Below are 17,548 nucleotides of genomic sequence, written 5' to 3'. Positions count from 1 at the left end.
AGCTTCCCGACGGGGCTGCCGGGTCCTGGGACATCCGCCCCTTTCCCGCCCCGGCAAGCCTTCCCCCCTTCCGTTGCAACCCTTTGAATTGTCGTGCTGGCTCGACACCCCTGGACCGGACCTGGGCTCAGCGGGCGTGGTACGGATCCTGCCAGTCCCTCCATAAGCGCGGCCAACGCCATCAAGCCGACGCGATTGGGGGTAGACGCCATGAACCGTAACCTTCCGGGGCCCGCCTGGCCCCTTCTCGACCTCAGATGGATGAACGACACCCATCCGGCGCTCGTCATCCTCACCTGGGCCGCCATCATGAAAGCGGCCGGCTTCTTGAGGGGCGTGGAAATCGATCAGGAATCCTTTCTCGAGGCCTCCCGCAGCATCGCGGAACCGGTCCGGGGCGCCCTCATCCGCTCCATGGACGATCTCATCGAGCTGGCGGAGCGCACCGGCCGGGTGCTGGTCTTCTGGGCCCCCCGGTTCGCCTTGCTGCCGGAAGAGGCGGCCCTTAATACCATCGGCGCCCCCTACTGAATCTCCAATTCAGGAAGCGCGCAGGCTGACCATCACCCGGTCGCGGCCGCTGCTCTTCGCCCGGTACAGGGCCGCGTCGGCGGCGGCGAGCAGAGTCTCCGCCGATACCCCGTGGTCCGGGTAGATGGCCACCCCGAAGGAAACGCTCACCGGATCCAGGTAGCGACCCTCCCGGTGGATGCGGATCCGGCGCGCCTCGTCCCGGATCCTCTCCGCCCGCTCCTGGGCCGTCTCCAGAGTCGCTTCCGGCAACAGCACGACGAACTCTTCCCCGCCGAAGCGGCAGGCGATGTCCCCCTCCCGCACGCTTTGGCGCAACAGGCGGCCGAGGGCCCGCAGGACGGCGTCGCCCGCCTCGTGGCCGTAGGAGTCGTTGAACCGCTTGAAATGGTCCACGTCCAGCATGAGGAGCGCCAGCGGCCGGCCGGTGCGCTCGGCCCGGGCCACTTCCCGCTGGAGCGACTCCTCCAGATAACGCCGGTTGAACAGGCCCGTGAGGGGATCGCGGATCGATTGGCGGTGCAGCGTCTCCCGCAAGCGGATGTTGGAAATGGCCAGCGCGATCTGGTCCGCCAGGGCCTTGGCCATGTCACGCTTATACTCCCGAGAGGTGGCGGAAGCCTCCGCGCCGACTTCCGGGGGCGAAAAGGACAGATGCAGTATGCCCAGGGTGTCGCCGCCGGCCGCCATGGGCAGGCATAGATAGGGGCGCCGCGGGTCGCCGCAGGCCCGCACGTGCTCGCACAAGGGCGAAGCGGCCGGGTCCTCCACCTGATGCGCGTGGCCGCGCCGCAGCGCCAGGCACGCCTGCGGGCCAAAGCTTCCCGCGCGCTCCCGGGAGGTTCCTCCCCACGCGGCCAGGCATTCCAGCCTCTCGTGGGTGGGGCTGAGAAAGTAGAGCGCCCCTTCTTCCAGGGGAAACAGCCGGGCGGCGTACAAGTCGATCACGTCGAAGGCTTCCCGGTCGCTGCGGCAGGTGTGCAGCAGGCTGCTCATCTCGTTGAACAGCATCATTTCCCGGTTTCTCATGCGCACTTCTTCCAGGGCCGAGGCCAGCTCCCAGGCGCTCCTGGCCACCTGCTGCTCCAGGCTCCTGGTTTCCGCCTGGGCTGCCTGCAAGATCTTGTCCTGGATGGCCACGCGCCCGCGCAAGCTGTCCACTTCCCGCTGCAGGGTCCTCGTCTGCTCCAGGTGCTGGTCCCGGGCCCGCTTCAGGGAGGCCGCCATTTCATTTAGCACCTCCGCCAGCCGCCCCAGGGCGGGCGTTTCCGTTTCGGCGATGCGGGCGCTCAAGTCCCCCAGCTCGACGCGGCGGGCGAAATCCACCGACGCTTCGATGGCACGCATGACGTTGCGGCGCAGGGCGAGCACCATCCAGCCAGCGGCGAGGAGGGTGATCAACCCCACGATGCCGGCGGTATAGCCGATGGCGTCGCTCAACGAGACGCTGTAGTAGGCCAGCACGCGGGCGCTGCGCATTCGGGACAGTACCCGGTCGAGCCCGGGCTCCGCCTCTGCCACCGCCTTGACCAGGGAGGCGCGCCGGGCGGACGCCTCCTCCACCATCTCCGCGTAGCGGTCGAACATCAGGCGGTACTGGTCCAGGGCCGCGCTGAGCAGGGAACGGGCGGGCTCGACCAGAGGGCCTGCGGCGATCTCCCGGGCCAGCACCTGGCTCGAGGCGCGCACGGCGTCCGCCTCGGCCGGGCGGTGGCGGGCGAAGTAATCGATGCGCGCGAAGCGCAGCGCCTTGAGGCGCTCCAGGGCGCTCGCCGGGCCTCGCTGGGAGATCGCCGCCTCGAGCTGCTCCTCCTGATCCCGGATCTGGGCCTCCAGCCCGCCAGCGGCGGAACCCATGCGGCGATGGAGGTCCACCAGGGCCGCGTACTCGGTACCGTACAGCTCCACGGCATGCTGGATTCCGCGGATTTCCCGCAGGATTCCCGGGTCCTGGACGATCCCCCGGAGGCGCTCGAGATCCTGGCGTACGCCCGCGAGCAGCCCTTCCACCGGCTGCCAGTACCTGGCATTGAACGCCTCGGGCGGCGTCTGGCGATAGCTTAAGGCGAGGTCGTGATCGTGGCGGCGTGCTTCCAGAAGCGCCGTGCGGATCCGATGCACCCGCTCCGATACCCGGGCTTCTTCCTCCAGGTGGCTTTTGAGGATCTCGATGGCGCTTTCCTGGGCCGCCCGCAGAACGGCCCCCGCCAGCACCACCAGGACGGCCACCGCCGTAAGCCCCAGGGTGATCCGGGTGCCCAGCCCGAAGCGACGGCGCGCGAAACCCTTCTTTTCCCCGGGCAGCTCCAAGGAATCACCCACAAGGCGCAGGATTCAGGACGGGAAGAGCTTCATTATGCCCCAACCGCGCGCTTTTCCTTCACCGGCCCCGGGAAATTCACTTTTGTTCCCCTTCACACCTGAACCGGCATCCGGCTCGCCCGGCGATTTGACCGATTGTCAAAATGTGTTAAAAAGAAATCAGCCCGGGTGCTTCCACTACCCGGGCCCGATTGCTTGTGTTTCCTGGAGCCGAGGATCCCGTTTGAGGGGGGGAGGCTCATCCGGTCCTTTCCTCGGTACTATTGTTTTACTAGCGGCCACTCTTTCTTCACACCGGCGCAACTTGCCGGATATAACGTGGCGACATGCGACATGGAGGAACCGGATGGAAACCCGTTACGAAGACTACGAGATCGTGCGCGTGGTGAGCGACACCCGCCTCATCGACTCGGAGTCCTACGAGCGCATCTATTGGCGGCCCGACGGCAAACCCCTCGCGCCCGGCTTTTACCTGGTGGCATGGCCCCGTGGGGCGGATCCGACCCGCTACGACGAGCGGGCCGAGTTCATGGGACCCTATCGTTGGGTGGAAGGAGCCCTCGTCGCCCTGGCCCAATTGAAGAGCGGGCAACGCAGGACAGCCCCGCCGCGGCCCGCCGCCCCTTCGGACGAGCCGGCGACTGCACCGCTGGCGGAACTCCGGAACCTTCCGGGAGAGTGCCCCGCACCGCAGCAAAACCGCTGAACTCGGACCGGTCGGGGAAAGGAGAGGCGGCGCTGCAGGCGCAGGGGAGGGAAATCCTCGCCGGTGTGCTGGACAGCATCCGCTCAGCTTTCTCCCCGACCTCTTCGATCCGCTAAATGGAGATGAAGCGGCCCGGCGGCTTCGGCCGAAAGGCGAACCGGGCAGGAAAACAAAAGCCGCCCGAAGAGGCGGCTTTCACGAACCTGCTCGTTCCCGCTATTCGGCTGCGAACTGGCTCAGCCAGGCTTCATCGTAGTCGGTGGGATAAGCGGTCGTGGCCGGGACCTCCGGCGCCATGAACTCCACCTTGACCAGATCGTTGTCCACCTCGGGGTATTCGAGCTGAATTTCCGCAAGCGAAAACTTCATGATCCCCTCCTTTTTATCGGCCTCGTCCCGCATCGAGACCCAGGGGCATTCTGACCCTGCGGCGAAGCGGGGATCAATCGATTTATCTGATGCGTACGATAAGGAGGGGCCGGCTCGCGCCGGACAGCATCAGCCGGCCGCGAGCCGTAACCCGGCCCCCGGACGGGTGTAGCCGCCGATCGCCTCGATGGGCTTGGGCACGTGCACGGCGAAACCCTGCACGTAATCCACGCCGATGGTCCTGAGCATCCCCAGGGTCACCTCGTTCTCCACCCACTCGGCGATGGTGCGGATGCCCATGACGTGGCCGATGTCGTTGATCGCCCTGACCATGGCGCAGTCGATGGGATCGTTGGCCATGTCCTTGACGAAAGCGCCGTCGATCTTCAGGTAGTCCACCGGCAGGTTCTTCAGGTAGGCGAAGGAGGACAGACCGCTGCCGAAATCGTCCAGAGAAAAACGGCAGCCCAGCTCCTTGAGCTCGCGGATCACCTTGCTCGCCCGCGTCAGGTTGGCAATGGCGGCCGTCTCGGTGATCTCGAAGCAGATGGCCCGCGGCAGCACCTGGTGGCGCTTGAACTGCTCGTGGATGAAGGCGAGGATGTGGTCATCGGAAATGGAGGCGCCCGAAAGGTTGATGGAAAGCATGGGCAAGCGGAGGCACGAGGCCGCCAGTGCCCGCCACCGGCTGAAGGCGAGGGTCATCACGCACTGGTCGATGGCGTGCATGAGGCTGTAGCGCTCCGCCGCGGGGATGAAGGACATGGGCGGCACCAGCTCTCCCCCCTCGTCCACCATGCGCACCAGCACCTCGTAGTGCTCCTCGTCGGCGCCGTCGGGCCGAAGACCCGCGATGCGCTGGCAGTAGAGGCGGAAACGGTTTTCTTCGAACGCCCGGGTGATGCGGGACACCCACTGCATTTCGCCGCGGCGCTGGGCCAGCTCGTTGTCGCCGGGCCGGTACGCCTGCACCCGGTTCCTGCCCTTGTCCTTGGCCGAGTAGCAGGCGGCGTCCGCCGCGCCGAGGAGGCTCGCGGCGCTCTCCCCGTCCCCGGTGATCGCCACCAGCCCGATGCTGATGCTGCTGGCGAAGGTCTTGTCCTGCCAGGCGAAGCGGAAGTTGGCCAGCGCCCGCCGCAACTTCTCCGCCACTTGCAGCGCCTGGGCGAGATCGCAGCCCTGGAGCAGCACCCCGAACTCGTCTCCGCCCAAGCGCGCCAGCGTGTCGGATTCGCGGATTTCGGCTTCCAGGATCGACGCCACCTGGCGCAGCAGCTCGTCCCCGGCCACGTGGCCGCAGGTGTCGTTCACCACCTTGAACTGGTCCAGGTCGAGGTAGAGCAGCGCGTGGCTCCGACCCTGGGTCTGGGCGTCCTCCACCAGGGCGGTCAAACGGCGGTCGAACTCGAGCCGGTTGACGAGCCCGGTGAGGGCGTCGTGGCTCGCCTGCCACGAGAGCTGGTGGGCGAGCTTGCGGGACTCCCCCACGTCGCGGAACACCAGCACCACGCCGATGATCTCCCCCTCCCGGTTGCGGATGGGGGCCGCGGTGTGCTCGATGGGCCAGCGGCCTCCGTCCCGGGAGATCAGCACCGCGTGGGTCTCGGGCTCGGTGGCGTGCCCTTTTCTCAGCACCGCCGCGACGGGATCTTCGATCCTCTCCCCCGACATCTCCCGCAGCACGTAGAAAATCCGGGAAAGGGGCGCGCCGCGGGCTTCCTCCGTGCTCCAGCCGGTCAGCTTTTCCGCCATGGGATTGAGATAGTCCACCGCTCCCTGGGTATTGGTGGTCACCACGGCGTCGGCGATGGAGGCGAGGGTCACCTGGGCCCTTTCCTTCTCGGCGAACAGGATCTCCCGCGCTTGCTTGCGCTCGGCCATGTCGCGAGCGATGGACTCGGCCATGCGGTTGAAGGCGTGGATGGTGGCGAGCACCTCCGGGGGGCCGTCGGGCTCGATGCGCACCGAGTAGTCGCCCTGGCCGAAGCGCGCGGCGGAGGAGGCCAGGGCGTACAGGGGCCGCAGGCCGTTGTTGGCGATGGCCAGCGTCACGCCGAAGAAGATCCCCAGGAGAAACAGCAGCAACTGGAACATTTCCATGGACTGCTGCCAGAGATGATTGAGGGTGGCCGTGGGGTCGGTGCGGATGAGCACCCGTCCGTAGCGCTCGCCGCCCACCACGATCTGAACGGATTCCTCCTGGGCCCGGATGTCCGCCCAGCGGACGAACCAGGCGGGAGCGATGTTTTCTTCCCCGGGGCTCGCGGCGCTCAAGGGGTTGCCCATGTTGTCGATCCAGCTCACCAGGGCGATGTCTCGCTGGCCGACCCGCGCATCGAGGATCTGCTGGATCAGGGCGTAGTCCCCGATGACCGCCTGCTCGGTCACGGCGGGGATCAGGGATTCCACCTCGTATTTGACTTTCTCGCTCAGCTCGGCCCGGTTGCGCTCCACCTCGTTCAAGATGACGCTATAGAGCAGCACCGCGCCGGAAAGGGCCAGCGCCACCCCGGAGCCCAGCATGAGGCGGGCGGAAAGGCTTAGATTCCGCCACAGATGCTCGAGACCCAGGTGGCCCATGGTCACTCCCCCCTCACCAGACTGGTGCGATAGAAGCGGCGCACGTTGTCGAACTCCGCGTCCTCCGCCGCCACGAAACCATACGGGGGTTTCTGCTTCACCAGTTCGGCGCTGGCGGCGAGGATCCGGGCACCTTCGGGATCGGCCGCCATATGGATCAGGGCCTGGCGCACCTTGGCCACTTTTTCCTTGGGCACTGAAGGATGGACCGAGATGGGGATGTTCAGGTATTTCTCCGAGCTCCACAGCACCCGGTACTCCACCTGCTCCCGGTTGGCGAAATCCCGCATGATCTGGGAATTCACCCCCGCGGCCACCACCCGGCCCGCTTTGAGCTGGCCCATGGCGCCCTCCTGGTTGCCGGCGAACAGGGGCTTCACGGAAATGCCGGCGCGCAGCAGGGCGTCCATGGGTACGTAGTAGCCCACGAACGCCACCTGGGAGGGAAACACCACCTCCTTGCCCTCCAGTTCCCGCAGGGATTGGATGCCCGAGGACGCCAGCACCACGATCTGGCCCTGGATGGCCTCCTCCTGGGGCCGGGCGATGACGCGGTAGCCGACCACGTCGTTGTCGGCTTTGAAGTTGTGGTTGGAGTAAATGAAGTCGAATTCGCCCCGGCCGATCATAGCCGAGTGCTCGGGACCGGTCTTGGCGAGCTTGAGGACCAGGGGCACGCCGCTTTTTTCGCTGACGTAGCGCAGGATGGGGTTCCAGTACTGGGCCGTGAGGATCGGGCTGCGTTGCGTGATGACGCCAAAGGAATACACCTTCTCTTGCGCCGAGGCGCCCCCGGCCCACGATCCCAGGACGGCGAGCAGCGCCGCGATTCCCCACGCTCTGCGTTTCATTTTTGTCTCCTGTCCTCGGCGCCCTTCCACGGCTGGAATTGCCCGTTTCGGGCAGGTCCCCTAGTGCCCGCGCCCGGAAAGGGTCAGCCGCGCCCCACCTCCTTTCCCGCGGGCGCGCCGCCAGCGCCAGGCCCGCGATTCGGGAGGAGTTTCGCTATCCGGTCCGGGCCTCTGGGCACCCCGCGGCGCCCTGAATCCCGGTCGGAAAGCAATGTAACCGCTCTCATGTCATGCAAGACCTATGCCACGGTGTTGACCAGGGACCCGATCCCGGCGATGCGGATCTCCACCGTGTCCCCGATCTGGATCGGATCCGCTCCCAGAGAGGTGCCGCAGGCGATCACGTCGCCGGGCTCTAGGGTCATGGTCTGGGAGATGGAGGCCACGATCTCGAAGGGGTTCAACACCAGGTCTTCCACCGGGTAGTCCTGGTGCTTGACCCCGTTGATGAAGGATTCGACAGTAAGTGTCATGGGATCGACATCGGTGTCGATCACCGGCCCGAAAATGCTGAAAGTGTCGAAGCCCTTGGCCCGGGTGTACTGGGGAAAGGTCGAGTCGCGCTTTACCACGTCCTGGGCGGTCACGTCGTTCACCACGGTGTAGCCGAAAATTGCCCCGCGGGCTTCCTCGGGGTTGACCCCCCGCGTCCGGCGGCCGATGACGATGCCCAGCTCCCCCTCCAGCACCACCCGCTCGCTCAGGCCCCGAGGGTAGAGGATGGGGTCGCCGTGGGTGGCGAAGCTTGATCGGGGCTTGAGAAAGTAGAGCGCTTCCCGCGGGGTCTCGCGCTTTAGCTTGGCGATCTGGGAGCGCGAGTTGTTCCACAGGGCGATCATGGCGGAGGCGTCGGACGGAGGCAGGAGCTTGACGCGGTCCACCGCCAGGCTCAATCCGCTCGGTCGGGGACGGTGGAACATGTCGCCCTCATAGACGCGTACTTCTCCTTCCTCCGAAAGCACGCCGAAGCCCGTCCTGCCCTCCGCTTGGAACCGAACGAATTTCATGGAAACCCCCCCTTTCAGGCCAATACCTTGAAGATCAACGATATGCCCGTCCCGACGAGAAACACGCCCACCACGCGAATCAGCGCTTCCCTGGAGATATTGAGGTGCACCCGGTTGCCCAGGTACAAGCCCAACAGCATGGGAATGAGCCCGAGGGCGATGGCCCACAGGGTTTCCTGGCGAAGGAGCAATCCGGTCGCCACGAAAAGGGCCAGCCGGAACCCCCCGTCCAGCACGAACAGCCAGGAAAAGGTGGCGCGGACTTCGGTCTTGTCTTCCAGCCGATGGGTGAGGTAGATGATGTAGGGCGGCGCGCTGGTGCCGAAAAGCGCCCCGGCCCCGCTACCCACTAGGCCCGTGGGCAACGCCCAGAGGGCCGAAATCTGCCCTTCCGGCTTGATGCCTAGTGCGTTGCGCGCGCCGAAAAACACCGTGAACAGGCCGAGGGAGGCCAGCACCAGGGCTGAGGGGAACTGGGTGAGGGCATAGATCCCAGCCATGGCCCCGATCAACCCGAAGGGCAGCAGTCGCTTGATCTCGGCCCAGTTGGTCTGCTTCGAGTTGATCCCGCCGAGAATGAAGGAGGCGATGAAGTCCAGGGTCATCACCAGCGGCACGACGAACTGGAGGGGTTTCCCCATGGCGATCAGGGGGACCGCGATAAGCCCCGAGCCGAAGCCTGTCAGACCGCGAACGAAGTAAGCGCCCAGCAAGATCGCGAAAACCCACAGCGACTCCCCTGTCATGGCCGTCCCCCTCCCCTACACCCCGAGCCTTCCTGGCGAGGCTTTTGCATGGCCGCTTTGGTGCGGCACATGGTAGCAGACTCGGATCGATTCCGGTCAGGCCGTTTTACTCAAAAAATGCCAACTCGTTCACGGGTCGGCGCGGGCGTCCGGCATCGACGGCTCAAACCAACTTACCGGGGTTCATGAGATGATGGGGGTCCAGGGTGTGCTTGATCGCCCGCATCAGCTCCAGCTCCAGCGGGCTCTTGTAGCGCTGGATCTCTTCCCGCTTGAGCTGCCCCAATCCGTGCTCGGCGCTGATGGAGCCCCCCAGCCGGGCCACGCAGTCATACACGATGCGGTTGACCGGCGCTGGGTCCTCGATCAGGCGGGCGTTCAAAGCCGGGTCCGCCATGGACACGTTGTAATGGATGTTGCCGTCGCCGATGTGGCCGAAGGCGACGATGCGCACGCCGGGAAACGCCTCTTCCAGGGCCCGGCTCGCCTGGTCGATGAAACGCGGCACCCGCGACACGGGCACCGAGACGTCGTGCTTAATGCTGACCCCCTCTTCCTTCTGCGCCTCCGCCATGGCGTCGCGCACGCGCCACAGGGCCTCCGCCTGGGCCTCGCTCTGGGCCAGCACGGCGTCCAGCACCCTCCCCTGCTGGAGCGCCTCCTCCAGCGCTTCCAGGAAGCGCGCGCTCAGGGCTTCCGCGCTGCCGCTGTCGGAGAGCTCCACCAGGAGATACCAGGGATAGGGCGCCGAGAGGGGGTCGGAGGTGCCGGGAATGTGCTTGAGCACCAGCGCCAGGGAGACGCGAGACATGAGCTCGAAGCTGGTGATCCGGTCGCCCAGCGCGGCGCGCAGTTCCGAGAGGAGCTCGACCGCCTTCTGGGGGCTCTCCATCCCCAGGAACGCGGTCGCGGTGGCCGTCGGCCACGGAAAGAGCTTGAGCACGGCGGCGGTGATCACGCCCAGGGTGCCCTCGGCGCCGATGAAAAGCTGCTTCAGATCGTAGCCGGTATTGTCCTTGCGCAGGCCCCGCAGCCCGTCCCACACGCGTCCGTCGGGCAGCACCACCTCCAGCCCCAGCACCAGATCCCGGGCGTTGCCGTAGCGCAGCACCGCCTCGCCGCCGGCGTTGGTGGAGAGGTTGCCCCCGATCTGGCAGCTTCCCTCGGCGCCCAGGCTCAAGGGAAACAGGCGCTGGGCATTTCGCGCCGCTTCCTGGATCGACGCCAGCACGCAGCCCGCCTCCACGGTGATGGTGTTGTTGGCCGCGTCGAGCTCCCGGATGCGGTTCATGCGGGCGAGCGACAGCACGATCTGGCGCCCTGGATAGGCGCTCTCGGCAAGGGGCACCGAGCCGCCGCACAACCCGGTGTTGCCGCCCTGGGGCACGACGGCCACCCGCTCCCGGACGCAGCGCTTGACCACCTCCGCCACTTGCTCGGTGGAGGCCGGCCGCACCACCAGCTCCGCCGCTCCGCGGTAGCGCCCGCGCCAATCGGTGAGGTAAGGCGCCATCTCCGCGGGATCGGCGATCACGGCCTGGGGGCCCACGATGGCCACCATCGCTTCATGAAACGCCTTGGTTTCCGGGGTCAAAACCACCGATGCCATTCACCGCTCCTCGCCTCGGACCTGGACCAACTGTAGCAAAGGGCCATTGCGCCCAGCAACAACCGCCCTTCGCCGAGCGAAGCCAAATGCCTAAAAACGCCGAGTTTCCATCCGTAGATCTCGGAGTCGGGCCCCGCCGTCTGCCGTCCCGTCGAGGGAGCCGTCGGGACGTCGGCCCGGGACAGGGCCGGGAACTCTTTGCCGCTCCCGTGCGTCATGAGGGGCACCCCACGACCATGAACGAGGAGGGAGCGATGGGTACGCCTGCTTTTGCCACCCAAGTGAACCGCGTCGAGCTCGAGCAGAAAGTCAAGGAGATGTACCGGCGCGTGGCCCAGGAGCCGACCGGGGAGTTCCATTTCGAGATGGGCCGCGGCCTTGCGGAACGCCTTGGCTACGTGCCCGCGGACCTCGACCGCATCCCGGCGGAGGCCATCGACTCCTTCGCCGGGGTGGGATATCACTTCGACCTCGCCGACCTCAAGGCCGGCGAGCACGTGCTCGACCTCGGCAGCGGCTCGGGCATGGATACCTTCGTGGCTGCGCTCAAGGTCGGACCGGGCGGCCGGGTCGTGGGCGTGGACATGACCGACACCCAGCGCGCCAAGGCCGAGCGCCTGCGGGACGCGGCCGGCTTCGCGCAAACAACTTATGTTAAAGGCTACATCGAGACGCTTCCGGTGGAAGACGGGAGCTTCGATGCGGTGATCAGCAACGGGGTGATCAACCTCTCGGCCGACAAGCCGCGGGTGTTCCGCGAGGTGGCCCGCGTGCTGCGCCGGGGCGGGCGGCTCGCCATCTCGGACATCATCTCGGAGAAGTGGCTGCCCGAGAGCGTGATGTGCAACGCGACGCTCTGGGCGGCCTGCATCGGGGGCGCCATGCAGCAGGACGCTTACTACGACGCGATCCGGGCGGCCGGCCTGCGCATCGTCCGCATCCGGGAGAATCCCCAGTATCGCTTCCTGACCGCGTCCGCCCAGAAAGCCTGCGCGACTTACGGGGTGCGCAGCGTGTCGCTGCTCGCCGTGCGGGATTGAACCGGCGCGAAAACCCGTCGCCACTGACGGGCACGGCCCCGGTTCTTCATTTCGCCGGGGGACGGTTAGGCGAACATCCGGCGATGGAAAGCTCACGCGCCCGCCGCCAGGGGCGGCCGCCGCTGCGGTTCAGCGACGCTTCGCCAGCGCCGCGCTGCGGATCGCCGTGAGGGTCGTCCGCGGCGTGATGGCGTCGGGGTCGATCACCAGCTCGATCAAGGCGGGGCCGCCGGCCGAGAGCGCCCGCTCCAGGGCCCGCGGAAACTCAGCGGTGGCGCGCACCGTCTCCCCGTGGGCGCCGAAGGAGCGAGCGTAGGCGGCGAAGTCCGGGTTTTCGAGGCCGGTCCCGTGCACCCGGCCCGGGTATTCCCGCTCCTGGTGCATGCGGATGGTGCCGTACATGCCGTTGTTCACCACCAGGAACAGGATCTCCAGCCCGTACTGGACGGCGGTGGCCAGCTCCTGCCCGGTCATGAGGAAGCAGCCGTCGCCCGCAAAACACACCACCGGGCGCTCCGGGCACACCAGCTTGGCCGCGATGGCGGCGGGCAGCCCGTAACCCATGGCGCCGCTCGCAGGCGCGAGCTGGGTGCGGAAAGGGCCGTACTGCCAGTGCCGGTGCACCCAGCCGGTGTAGTTGCCCGCGCCGTTGGCGACGATGGTGTCGGGCGGGAGCACCCTCCCCAGGTGCCGGACGGCTTCGCCCAAGTTGAGGGTGCCCGGCATGGGCTCGGGCTCGAGTTCCGCCAGGTAGTCGCCGCGGGCCGTCTCCAACCACGCCTTCCAGCGGCGGCCGTCGGCGCGCACATGGGCTTTCGCCGCGGCGGCGAACTGGGCCATCCCGCTATTCACCAGGAGGGTTCCCTGGTAGACGCGCCCCAGCTCCTCGGCGCCGGCGTGCACATGCACGAGGCGCTGGCGGGGCACCGGGGGCGCGACCAGGGTATAGCCGCTCGTGGTCATCTCGCCCAGGCGGGGGCCCACGGCGACCAGCAGGTCGGCGTCCCGGATGCGCTGGGCGAGCTTGGGGCTCACCCCGATGCCCGCGTGCCCCACGTAGTTGGGGCGCCGATTGTCATACAAGTCCTGACAGCGGAAGGACGCGCACACGGGAAGGCCGCAGTTTTCGATGAACGCCGCCATGTCGGCGCACGCTTCCGCGGACCACCCGCCGCCTCCCAGCATCACCAGGGGCCGACCGGCCTCGCCAAGGAGTCGCTCCAATTGGGCGAGCTGATCCGGGCCTGGATGGGGGCGCACGGTACGGTAGGGTCCGGCGTCCGCGACGGCGACGGTGGAGGCCAGCATGTCCTGCGGCAGGGCCAGCACCACCGGTCCCGGGCGCCCCGCCACGGCGGCGTGAAAGGCATGGCTTACCATCTCGGGGATGCGCTCCGCCCGGCCGATCTGGGCCACCCATTTCACCATGGGACCGAACATGCGCCGGCAGTCCACTTCCTGGAAAGCTTCGCGCTCGACGAAGTCGGACCCCACCTGTCCCACGAACAGGATCATGGGCGTCGAATCCTGATAGGCAGTGTGCACGCCGATGGAGGCGTTGCAGGCGCCGGGCCCCCGGGTCACGAAGCAGATTCCCGGCCGACCGGTGAGCTTGCCGTAGGCCTCCGCCATGTTCGCCGCGCCGCCTTCGTGGCGGCATACGACGAGGCGAATCGCGTCGCGGGCGTCGTAGAGCGCGTCCAGCACCGGCAGATAGCTTTCCCCCGGAACGCAGAACGCGAGATCGACGCCGTGGATTCTCAGTGCGTCCACCAGCACCTGGCCGCCGGTGCGGGGCTTCAGACGGGGCATCTGCGACGGTTCTCGGGAAATCGCGGACGGAATCACGCTCTCCCAGGAGAGCCTAACCTGCGGGATCGACTACCCAATTCGGCTTTCTGCTCGAGAATTGGTGGCGTCCCCTAGGGGATTCGAACCCCTGTTACCGCCGTGAAAGGGCGATGTCCTAGGCCTCTAGACGAAGGGGACGCGGCGGGTTGTCTGGTGGAGGTAAGCGGAGTCGAACCGCTGACCTTCGCAATGCCATTGCGACGCTCTCCCAGCTGAGCTATACCCCCACCGGAGCCGCGAATTATACCGTTCCCTCCGAGGCATGCAAAGGCTTGGCTAAGCTGCGGGAACGGGCTCAGGACGAAGCGATGGCTTGGTCGAGCCGGGCGAGCGCCGCTTCCCGCTTGAGGGCGGCCACGACGGCGACGATGTCCGGCGTCTTCTCCATGCCGGTCACGGCCACCCGCAGGGGCATCATCACCTGGGGCGTCTTGAGGCCCCGTGCCGCCAGCACTTCCCGGATCGCCTGCCGGATGTCCTCCAGCGTCCAGGGCGCCGTCCCCAGCCGCTCCCGCAACTCTCGCAGCACTGCCCTGCCCTGCTCGTTCAGGTAGCGGTCGCGCAGCGCCGCGTCCAGCGCCGGCGGCTCGGCCAGGACGAGCAGGAGCGCCTCCAATTCGGAGAGCAAGGCGACCGAAGCCTGGACCGCTCCGATCATGGCCGCCGGGTCCATGACCCGCTCGATACGGGCGTAGAGGTCGGGTTTTTCCCGGGCCAGCCTGACCGCCAGGGCCCGAGGGGTCGTTCTCCGCAGGTGCTCTCCGTTGAGCCAGCGCAGCTTCTCGGGATCGAAACGGGCGGGCGAGCGGCTGATGTGCCGCAAGTCGAACCACTCGACGAACTGCTCCAGCGTGAAGACCTCGTCGTTGCCGTGGGACCAGCCGAGCCGCGCCAGGTAGTTGAGAAGCGCTTCCGGCAAGTAGCCCTGGTCCCGGTACTGGAGGACGCTCACCGCCCCGTGGCGCTTGGACAGCCGCTCGCCGTCGGCCCCCAGAATCATCGGCACGTGGGCGTACTGGGGCAGGGGCGCCCCCAGGGCCCGCAGGATGTTGATCTGGCGGGGAGTGTTGGCCACGTGGTCGTCACCCCGGATCACGTGGGTGATGCCCATGTCCAGGTCGTCCACCACGACCCCGAAGTTGTAGGTGGGCACGCCGTCCGAGCGCAGGATGACCAGGTCGTCGAGCTCGCTGTTGGAGACCACGATGGGCCCCTTCACCAGGTCCTCGAACGCCACCTCCCCTTCGTCCGGATTGCGGAACCGCACCACGGGCTTCACCCCGGAGGGCGGGGTCTTTCCGCGGGCGTTCTCCGGGCGCCAGCGGCCGTCGTAGCGGGGTTTCTCGCCGCGGGCGCGCTGCGCTTCGCGCATCGCCTCCAGCTCTTCCTTGCTGGCGTAGCAGTAATAAGCTCGCCCGGCGCGGATGAGTTGCTCCGCCACCTCCCGGTAGCGGTCGAGCCGCTGCATCTGATGGTAAGGTCCCTCGTCCCAGGCAAGTCCCAGCCAGGTCATGCCGTCCAGGATGGCCTGCACGGATTCCTGGGTGGAACGCTCCAGGTCCGTGTCCTCGATACGCAGGATGAACCGGCCGCCGTGCTTGCGGGCGTAGGCCCAAGAATACAAGGCGGTGCGGGCGCCGCCGATATGCAGGTAGCCGGTGGGGCTGGGAGCGAAGCGGGTACGGACCATGGCGATATTTTACGGGAACCTCCCGCGCGCCCGCTCAAAAGGCGAAAATCGATGGGGCCGGCCGCCGCCTGTTTGACCGGCCGAAAACCTTTATGCTTTAATTTTGGGCCTCGTGGGTGGTTAGCTCAGCGGTAGAGCACTGCCTTCACACGGCAGGGGTCACTGGTTCGATCCCAGTATCACCCACCAAAATCAAAAACTTAGTGCGCTTCAGGATGTGGCGCGGTATGGCGAACCTCCTCGAAGAGCCTCATTTCCAGCCTGTCGCGTCATAGTTACGCCATATCTATTCCGTGCCCATTTTGGCCCGAGACCCCCCTCTGCTTGCTAATCATGTTCGGTGCGTGGCGCGCCTCCTATAACCTTTATTGACTTCTGCCGCCCCATCTCAACGCCTTCCGGCGCCGGTAGCCTTCTCGGGCAGGACCGCAGATCTCCCCGGGTATTGCGCACTCACCTTCACGCGTTTATGCCGGTCGGATCTACGTCGTTGCGTTGCCATGCAAGTATCGGGCTTTGACGATATCGGCCGTCTCACCCCGCAACGCCGCCTTATCCGCCTCCTGTTCGTCGGGCCAGCGCTTTGCCTCTGGCTTCCTTCGGATTCGCAGTCGCCCGCATGAGCTTCCCTCTGTTTTTCGTCTTCCAAGAGGCGGGCTTCATGCTGCCAGATTCTGCCCCTGCTGAGTGCTGACCCAGTGCTGCAAGAACTGAATCGGCGACTTGCCCTTGAGCGTGGAGTGGCGGCGTCTCCGGTTGTAAAACACTTCAATGTAATCGAACAGGTCGGCCATCGCGGCCTCGCGCGTAGCGTGGCGCGTGCCATGCACCCGCTCGCTCTTCAGGCTGTTGAAGAAGCTCTCGCTCGGCGCGTTGTCCCAGCAATCGCCCTTGCGGCTCATCGAGCACACCCTGCCGTATTCGGCGAGCCTCGCCTGGAACGCATGGCTCGCGTATTGGCTGCCCCGATCCGAGTGATGGATCAAACCGGGCGCAGGCTTCCTGCGGAACCACGCCATGGTCAGCGCATCGACCACAATATCCGCCCCCATGCGCGGCTTGGTCGCCCAGCCGACGATCTCGCGGTTGAACAGGTCGATCACCACCGCCAGGTACAGCCAGCCTTCGTCCGTCCGGAGGTAGGTCAGGTCCGCCGTCCACACCGGATTCGGCGCTTCCGGTGCGAAGTTTCTTTCCAACAGGTTCGCTGCCACCGGCAGGTCGTGTTTCGAGTCCGTGGTGGCCTTGTAGCGGCGCTTGTGCCGCGCCCGGATGCCGTTCTCGCGCATCAGTCGTCCCACCCGCTCCTTGGACGCCTTGAAGCCGCGTCCGCGAACCTCGTCGACTATCCTCGGGCTGCCGTAGGCCCCCTTGAACTGCGCGTGGATGGCGCGGATCAGCGCCAGTAACTGGTCATCGGTCAGCCGCTGCCGATTAGGCCTGCCGCCGCGTTTCCAGGCCCGGTAGCCGCTGATGCTGACCTCCAGCGTGTCGCACAGCGCGACCAGCGGGTATTGCTTCACGTACCGATCGATCCTGGCGCACTTCACGCTACATCCTTGGCGAAGTACGCCGTCGCCTTTTTTAGGATTTCGTTTTCCATCTTGAGCCGGGCAAGCTCGGCCCGCACACGCGAGAGTTCCATTTGCCCCGGCGTCACCGGCTTGCCGCCCGGCGGGTTGAGCTTGCCGGCCTTGGCGGCCTTGACCCAGTTCCTGAGCGTCTGCTCGACCAGCCCCAACTCACGCGCCACGCGGGACAGCGCTTCACCCGATTGCACGCGATTGACCGCCAGTTCCTTGAACTCGGCGGTGTATTCCTGCTTCGGTATCTTGAACATCTTCGTCCTCTGTTTCGTCTATCCTAGCCGCTCAGCCTTGGAAGACGAAATTTCGGGGGAAGGTCACCGCTGAACCTGCATGGCTCTCCTTCCTCTCCAAAGGAGTGCCAAAGGTTTGTGAACTTATGCAGCAAGACCCGCTTCTGGCGGAGAGCCGGGCGCGCCTGCGCGAGCTTCTTAGTGTAGCGGCGGGCGGAAGCGTGTTCACGCAGCATCCGGCGGGCCACGGTACGATCGCGCGGACCGCCAGCAAGACGCCGTATAGGCCGGCACAGTGCCTGCGCCAGCACGAATATCCGAACGGCTTGACGGCGCAATGGGTATTGCTTAAGGGAACCTCTAATAATTCACTCATTCTAACGCCCCAACAACAAAACGCGAGAAACGACGATGCTCCAATCCGGTT

Annotated in this window: 14 protein-coding genes and 3 tRNA genes; 5 read left to right on the top strand and 12 right to left on the bottom strand. The window is 66.3% G+C overall.

Translation table 11 applies throughout. From position 1 onward, the window contains the following. Positions 1–210: 210 nt before the first annotated feature. Complete coding sequence (locus ACTFO6_RS12885) at positions 211–531, top strand: hypothetical protein (RefSeq protein WP_439934854.1); 321 nt, start codon at positions 211–213, stop codon at positions 529–531. Positions 532–540: 9 nt separating this feature from the next. Here the strand turns inward: ACTFO6_RS12885 and ACTFO6_RS12880 are convergent, their stop codons facing one another. Continuing rightward, positions 541–2,853: a diguanylate cyclase gene (locus tag ACTFO6_RS12880; protein ID WP_439934853.1), complete on the bottom strand. Its 2,313-nt coding sequence runs from the start codon at positions 2,851–2,853 to the stop codon at positions 541–543. 346 nt (positions 2,854–3,199) lie between these two features. Between ACTFO6_RS12880 and ACTFO6_RS12875 the strand changes: the two genes are divergently transcribed. Beyond that, a complete protein-coding gene (locus tag ACTFO6_RS12875) occupies positions 3,200–3,559 on the top strand; it encodes a hypothetical protein (RefSeq protein ID WP_439934852.1) in 360 nt (119 codons plus the stop codon). Positions 3,560–3,775: 216 nt separating this feature from the next. On the opposite strand, the gene ACTFO6_RS12870 is transcribed toward ACTFO6_RS12875, so the two are convergent. From ACTFO6_RS12870 to ACTFO6_RS12845, 6 genes are all read right to left on the bottom strand, one after another. After that, complete coding sequence (locus tag ACTFO6_RS12870; RefSeq protein WP_439934851.1) at positions 3,776–3,928, bottom strand: hypothetical protein; 153 nt, start codon at positions 3,926–3,928, stop codon at positions 3,776–3,778. Positions 3,929–4,057: 129 nt separating this feature from the next. Then, positions 4,058–6,508 (bottom strand): EAL domain-containing protein, encoded by a 2,451-nt coding sequence (locus ACTFO6_RS12865; RefSeq protein WP_439934850.1) that lies wholly within the window; start codon positions 6,506–6,508, stop codon positions 4,058–4,060. A gap of 2 nt (positions 6,509–6,510) precedes the next feature. After that, the gene (locus tag ACTFO6_RS12860; RefSeq protein WP_439934849.1) at positions 6,511–7,359 is read right to left on the bottom strand and encodes a phosphate/phosphite/phosphonate ABC transporter substrate-binding protein; all 849 of its coding nucleotides are present in this window, start codon (positions 7,357–7,359) and stop codon (positions 6,511–6,513) included. Between the two features lie 239 nt (positions 7,360–7,598). After that, the gene (locus ACTFO6_RS12855) at positions 7,599–8,366 is read right to left on the bottom strand and encodes a fumarylacetoacetate hydrolase family protein (RefSeq protein WP_439934848.1); all 768 of its coding nucleotides are present in this window, start codon (positions 8,364–8,366) and stop codon (positions 7,599–7,601) included. A 14-nt stretch (positions 8,367–8,380) separates the two neighbouring features. Beyond that, positions 8,381–9,112 carry a sulfite exporter TauE/SafE family protein gene (locus tag ACTFO6_RS12850; RefSeq protein WP_439934847.1) on the bottom strand — a complete coding sequence of 244 codons (732 nt, stop codon included), beginning with the start codon at positions 9,110–9,112 and terminating at the stop codon, positions 8,381–8,383. Between the two features lie 163 nt (positions 9,113–9,275). Continuing rightward, positions 9,276–10,721, bottom strand: a complete 1,446-nt coding sequence (locus ACTFO6_RS12845; protein ID WP_439934846.1) for an FAD-binding oxidoreductase — start codon at positions 10,719–10,721, stop codon at positions 9,276–9,278. Between the two features lie 254 nt (positions 10,722–10,975). Between ACTFO6_RS12845 and ACTFO6_RS12840 the strand changes: the two genes are divergently transcribed. Beyond that, complete coding sequence (locus ACTFO6_RS12840) at positions 10,976–11,761, top strand: methyltransferase domain-containing protein (RefSeq protein ID WP_439934845.1); 786 nt, start codon at positions 10,976–10,978, stop codon at positions 11,759–11,761. A gap of 129 nt (positions 11,762–11,890) precedes the next feature. Here the strand turns inward: ACTFO6_RS12840 and ACTFO6_RS12835 are convergent, their stop codons facing one another. From ACTFO6_RS12835 to gltX, 4 genes are all read right to left on the bottom strand, one after another. Next, entirely contained in the window at positions 11,891–13,573 is a 1,683-nt protein-coding gene (locus ACTFO6_RS12835) for a thiamine pyrophosphate-binding protein (protein ID WP_439934844.1), read from the bottom strand. A gap of 101 nt (positions 13,574–13,674) precedes the next feature. Next, positions 13,675–13,750: transfer RNA gene (locus tag ACTFO6_RS12830), tRNA-Glu, on the bottom strand. A gap of 13 nt (positions 13,751–13,763) precedes the next feature. Next, positions 13,764–13,839 (bottom strand) — tRNA-Ala (locus ACTFO6_RS12825). Positions 13,840–13,907: 68 nt separating this feature from the next. Next, the gene (gene gltX / locus ACTFO6_RS12820; protein WP_439934843.1) at positions 13,908–15,302 is read right to left on the bottom strand and encodes a glutamate--tRNA ligase; all 1,395 of its coding nucleotides are present in this window, start codon (positions 15,300–15,302) and stop codon (positions 13,908–13,910) included. Positions 15,303–15,416: 114 nt separating this feature from the next. Here gltX and ACTFO6_RS12815 point away from each other — a divergent pair. Continuing rightward, positions 15,417–15,491 (top strand) — tRNA-Val (locus ACTFO6_RS12815). Between the two features lie 470 nt (positions 15,492–15,961). Here ACTFO6_RS12815 and ACTFO6_RS12810 read toward each other — a convergent pair. After that, positions 15,962–17,142, bottom strand: a protein-coding gene (locus ACTFO6_RS12810; RefSeq protein ID WP_439934842.1) for an IS3 family transposase whose coding sequence is annotated in 2 segments (ribosomal slippage) — positions 15,962–16,878 and positions 16,878–17,142 — 1,182 coding nt in all. Because the reading frame shifts where the segments join, the coding sequence is not laid out codon by codon here. A 125-nt stretch (positions 17,143–17,267) separates the two neighbouring features. On the opposite strand from ACTFO6_RS12810, the gene ACTFO6_RS12805 reads away from it, so the two are divergent. Then, positions 17,268–17,548 (top strand): hypothetical protein (locus ACTFO6_RS12805; protein WP_439934841.1); only part of this gene is annotated, 281 nt, incomplete at its 3' end.

Source organism: Pelomicrobium sp. G1 (genome assembly GCF_051905455.1).
Classification (GTDB): Bacteria; Pseudomonadota; Gammaproteobacteria; order Burkholderiales; family UBA6910; genus Pelomicrobium.
The sequence above is the reverse complement of the archived record's forward strand: the minus strand, read 5'-3'. Positions and strand labels throughout refer to the sequence as shown.

Excerpts from the sequence above, each read along its gene's own strand:
- ACTFO6_RS12885 (WP_439934854.1), top strand. The coding sequence starts at position 211 with ATGAACCGTAACCTTCCGGGGCCCGCCTGGCCCCTTCTCGACCTCAGA.
- ACTFO6_RS12875 (WP_439934852.1), top strand. The coding sequence starts at position 3,200 with ATGGAAACCCGTTACGAAGACTACGAGATCGTGCGCGTGGTGAGCGAC.
- ACTFO6_RS12870 (WP_439934851.1), bottom strand. The coding sequence starts at position 3,928 with ATGAAGTTTTCGCTTGCGGAAATTCAGCTCGAATACCCCGAGGTGGAC.
- ACTFO6_RS12865 (WP_439934850.1), bottom strand. The coding sequence starts at position 6,508 with ATGGGCCACCTGGGTCTCGAGCATCTGTGGCGGAATCTAAGCCTTTCC.
- ACTFO6_RS12860 (WP_439934849.1), bottom strand. The coding sequence starts at position 7,359 with ATGAAACGCAGAGCGTGGGGAATCGCGGCGCTGCTCGCCGTCCTGGGA.
- ACTFO6_RS12855 (WP_439934848.1), bottom strand. The coding sequence starts at position 8,366 with ATGAAATTCGTTCGGTTCCAAGCGGAGGGCAGGACGGGCTTCGGCGTG.
- ACTFO6_RS12850 (WP_439934847.1), bottom strand. The coding sequence starts at position 9,112 with ATGACAGGGGAGTCGCTGTGGGTTTTCGCGATCTTGCTGGGCGCTTAC.
- ACTFO6_RS12845 (WP_439934846.1), bottom strand. The coding sequence starts at position 10,721 with ATGGCATCGGTGGTTTTGACCCCGGAAACCAAGGCGTTTCATGAAGCG.
- ACTFO6_RS12840 (WP_439934845.1), top strand. The coding sequence starts at position 10,976 with ATGGGTACGCCTGCTTTTGCCACCCAAGTGAACCGCGTCGAGCTCGAG.
- ACTFO6_RS12835 (WP_439934844.1), bottom strand. The coding sequence starts at position 13,573 with ATGCCCCGTCTGAAGCCCCGCACCGGCGGCCAGGTGCTGGTGGACGCA.
- gltX (WP_439934843.1), bottom strand. The coding sequence starts at position 15,302 with ATGGTCCGTACCCGCTTCGCTCCCAGCCCCACCGGCTACCTGCATATC.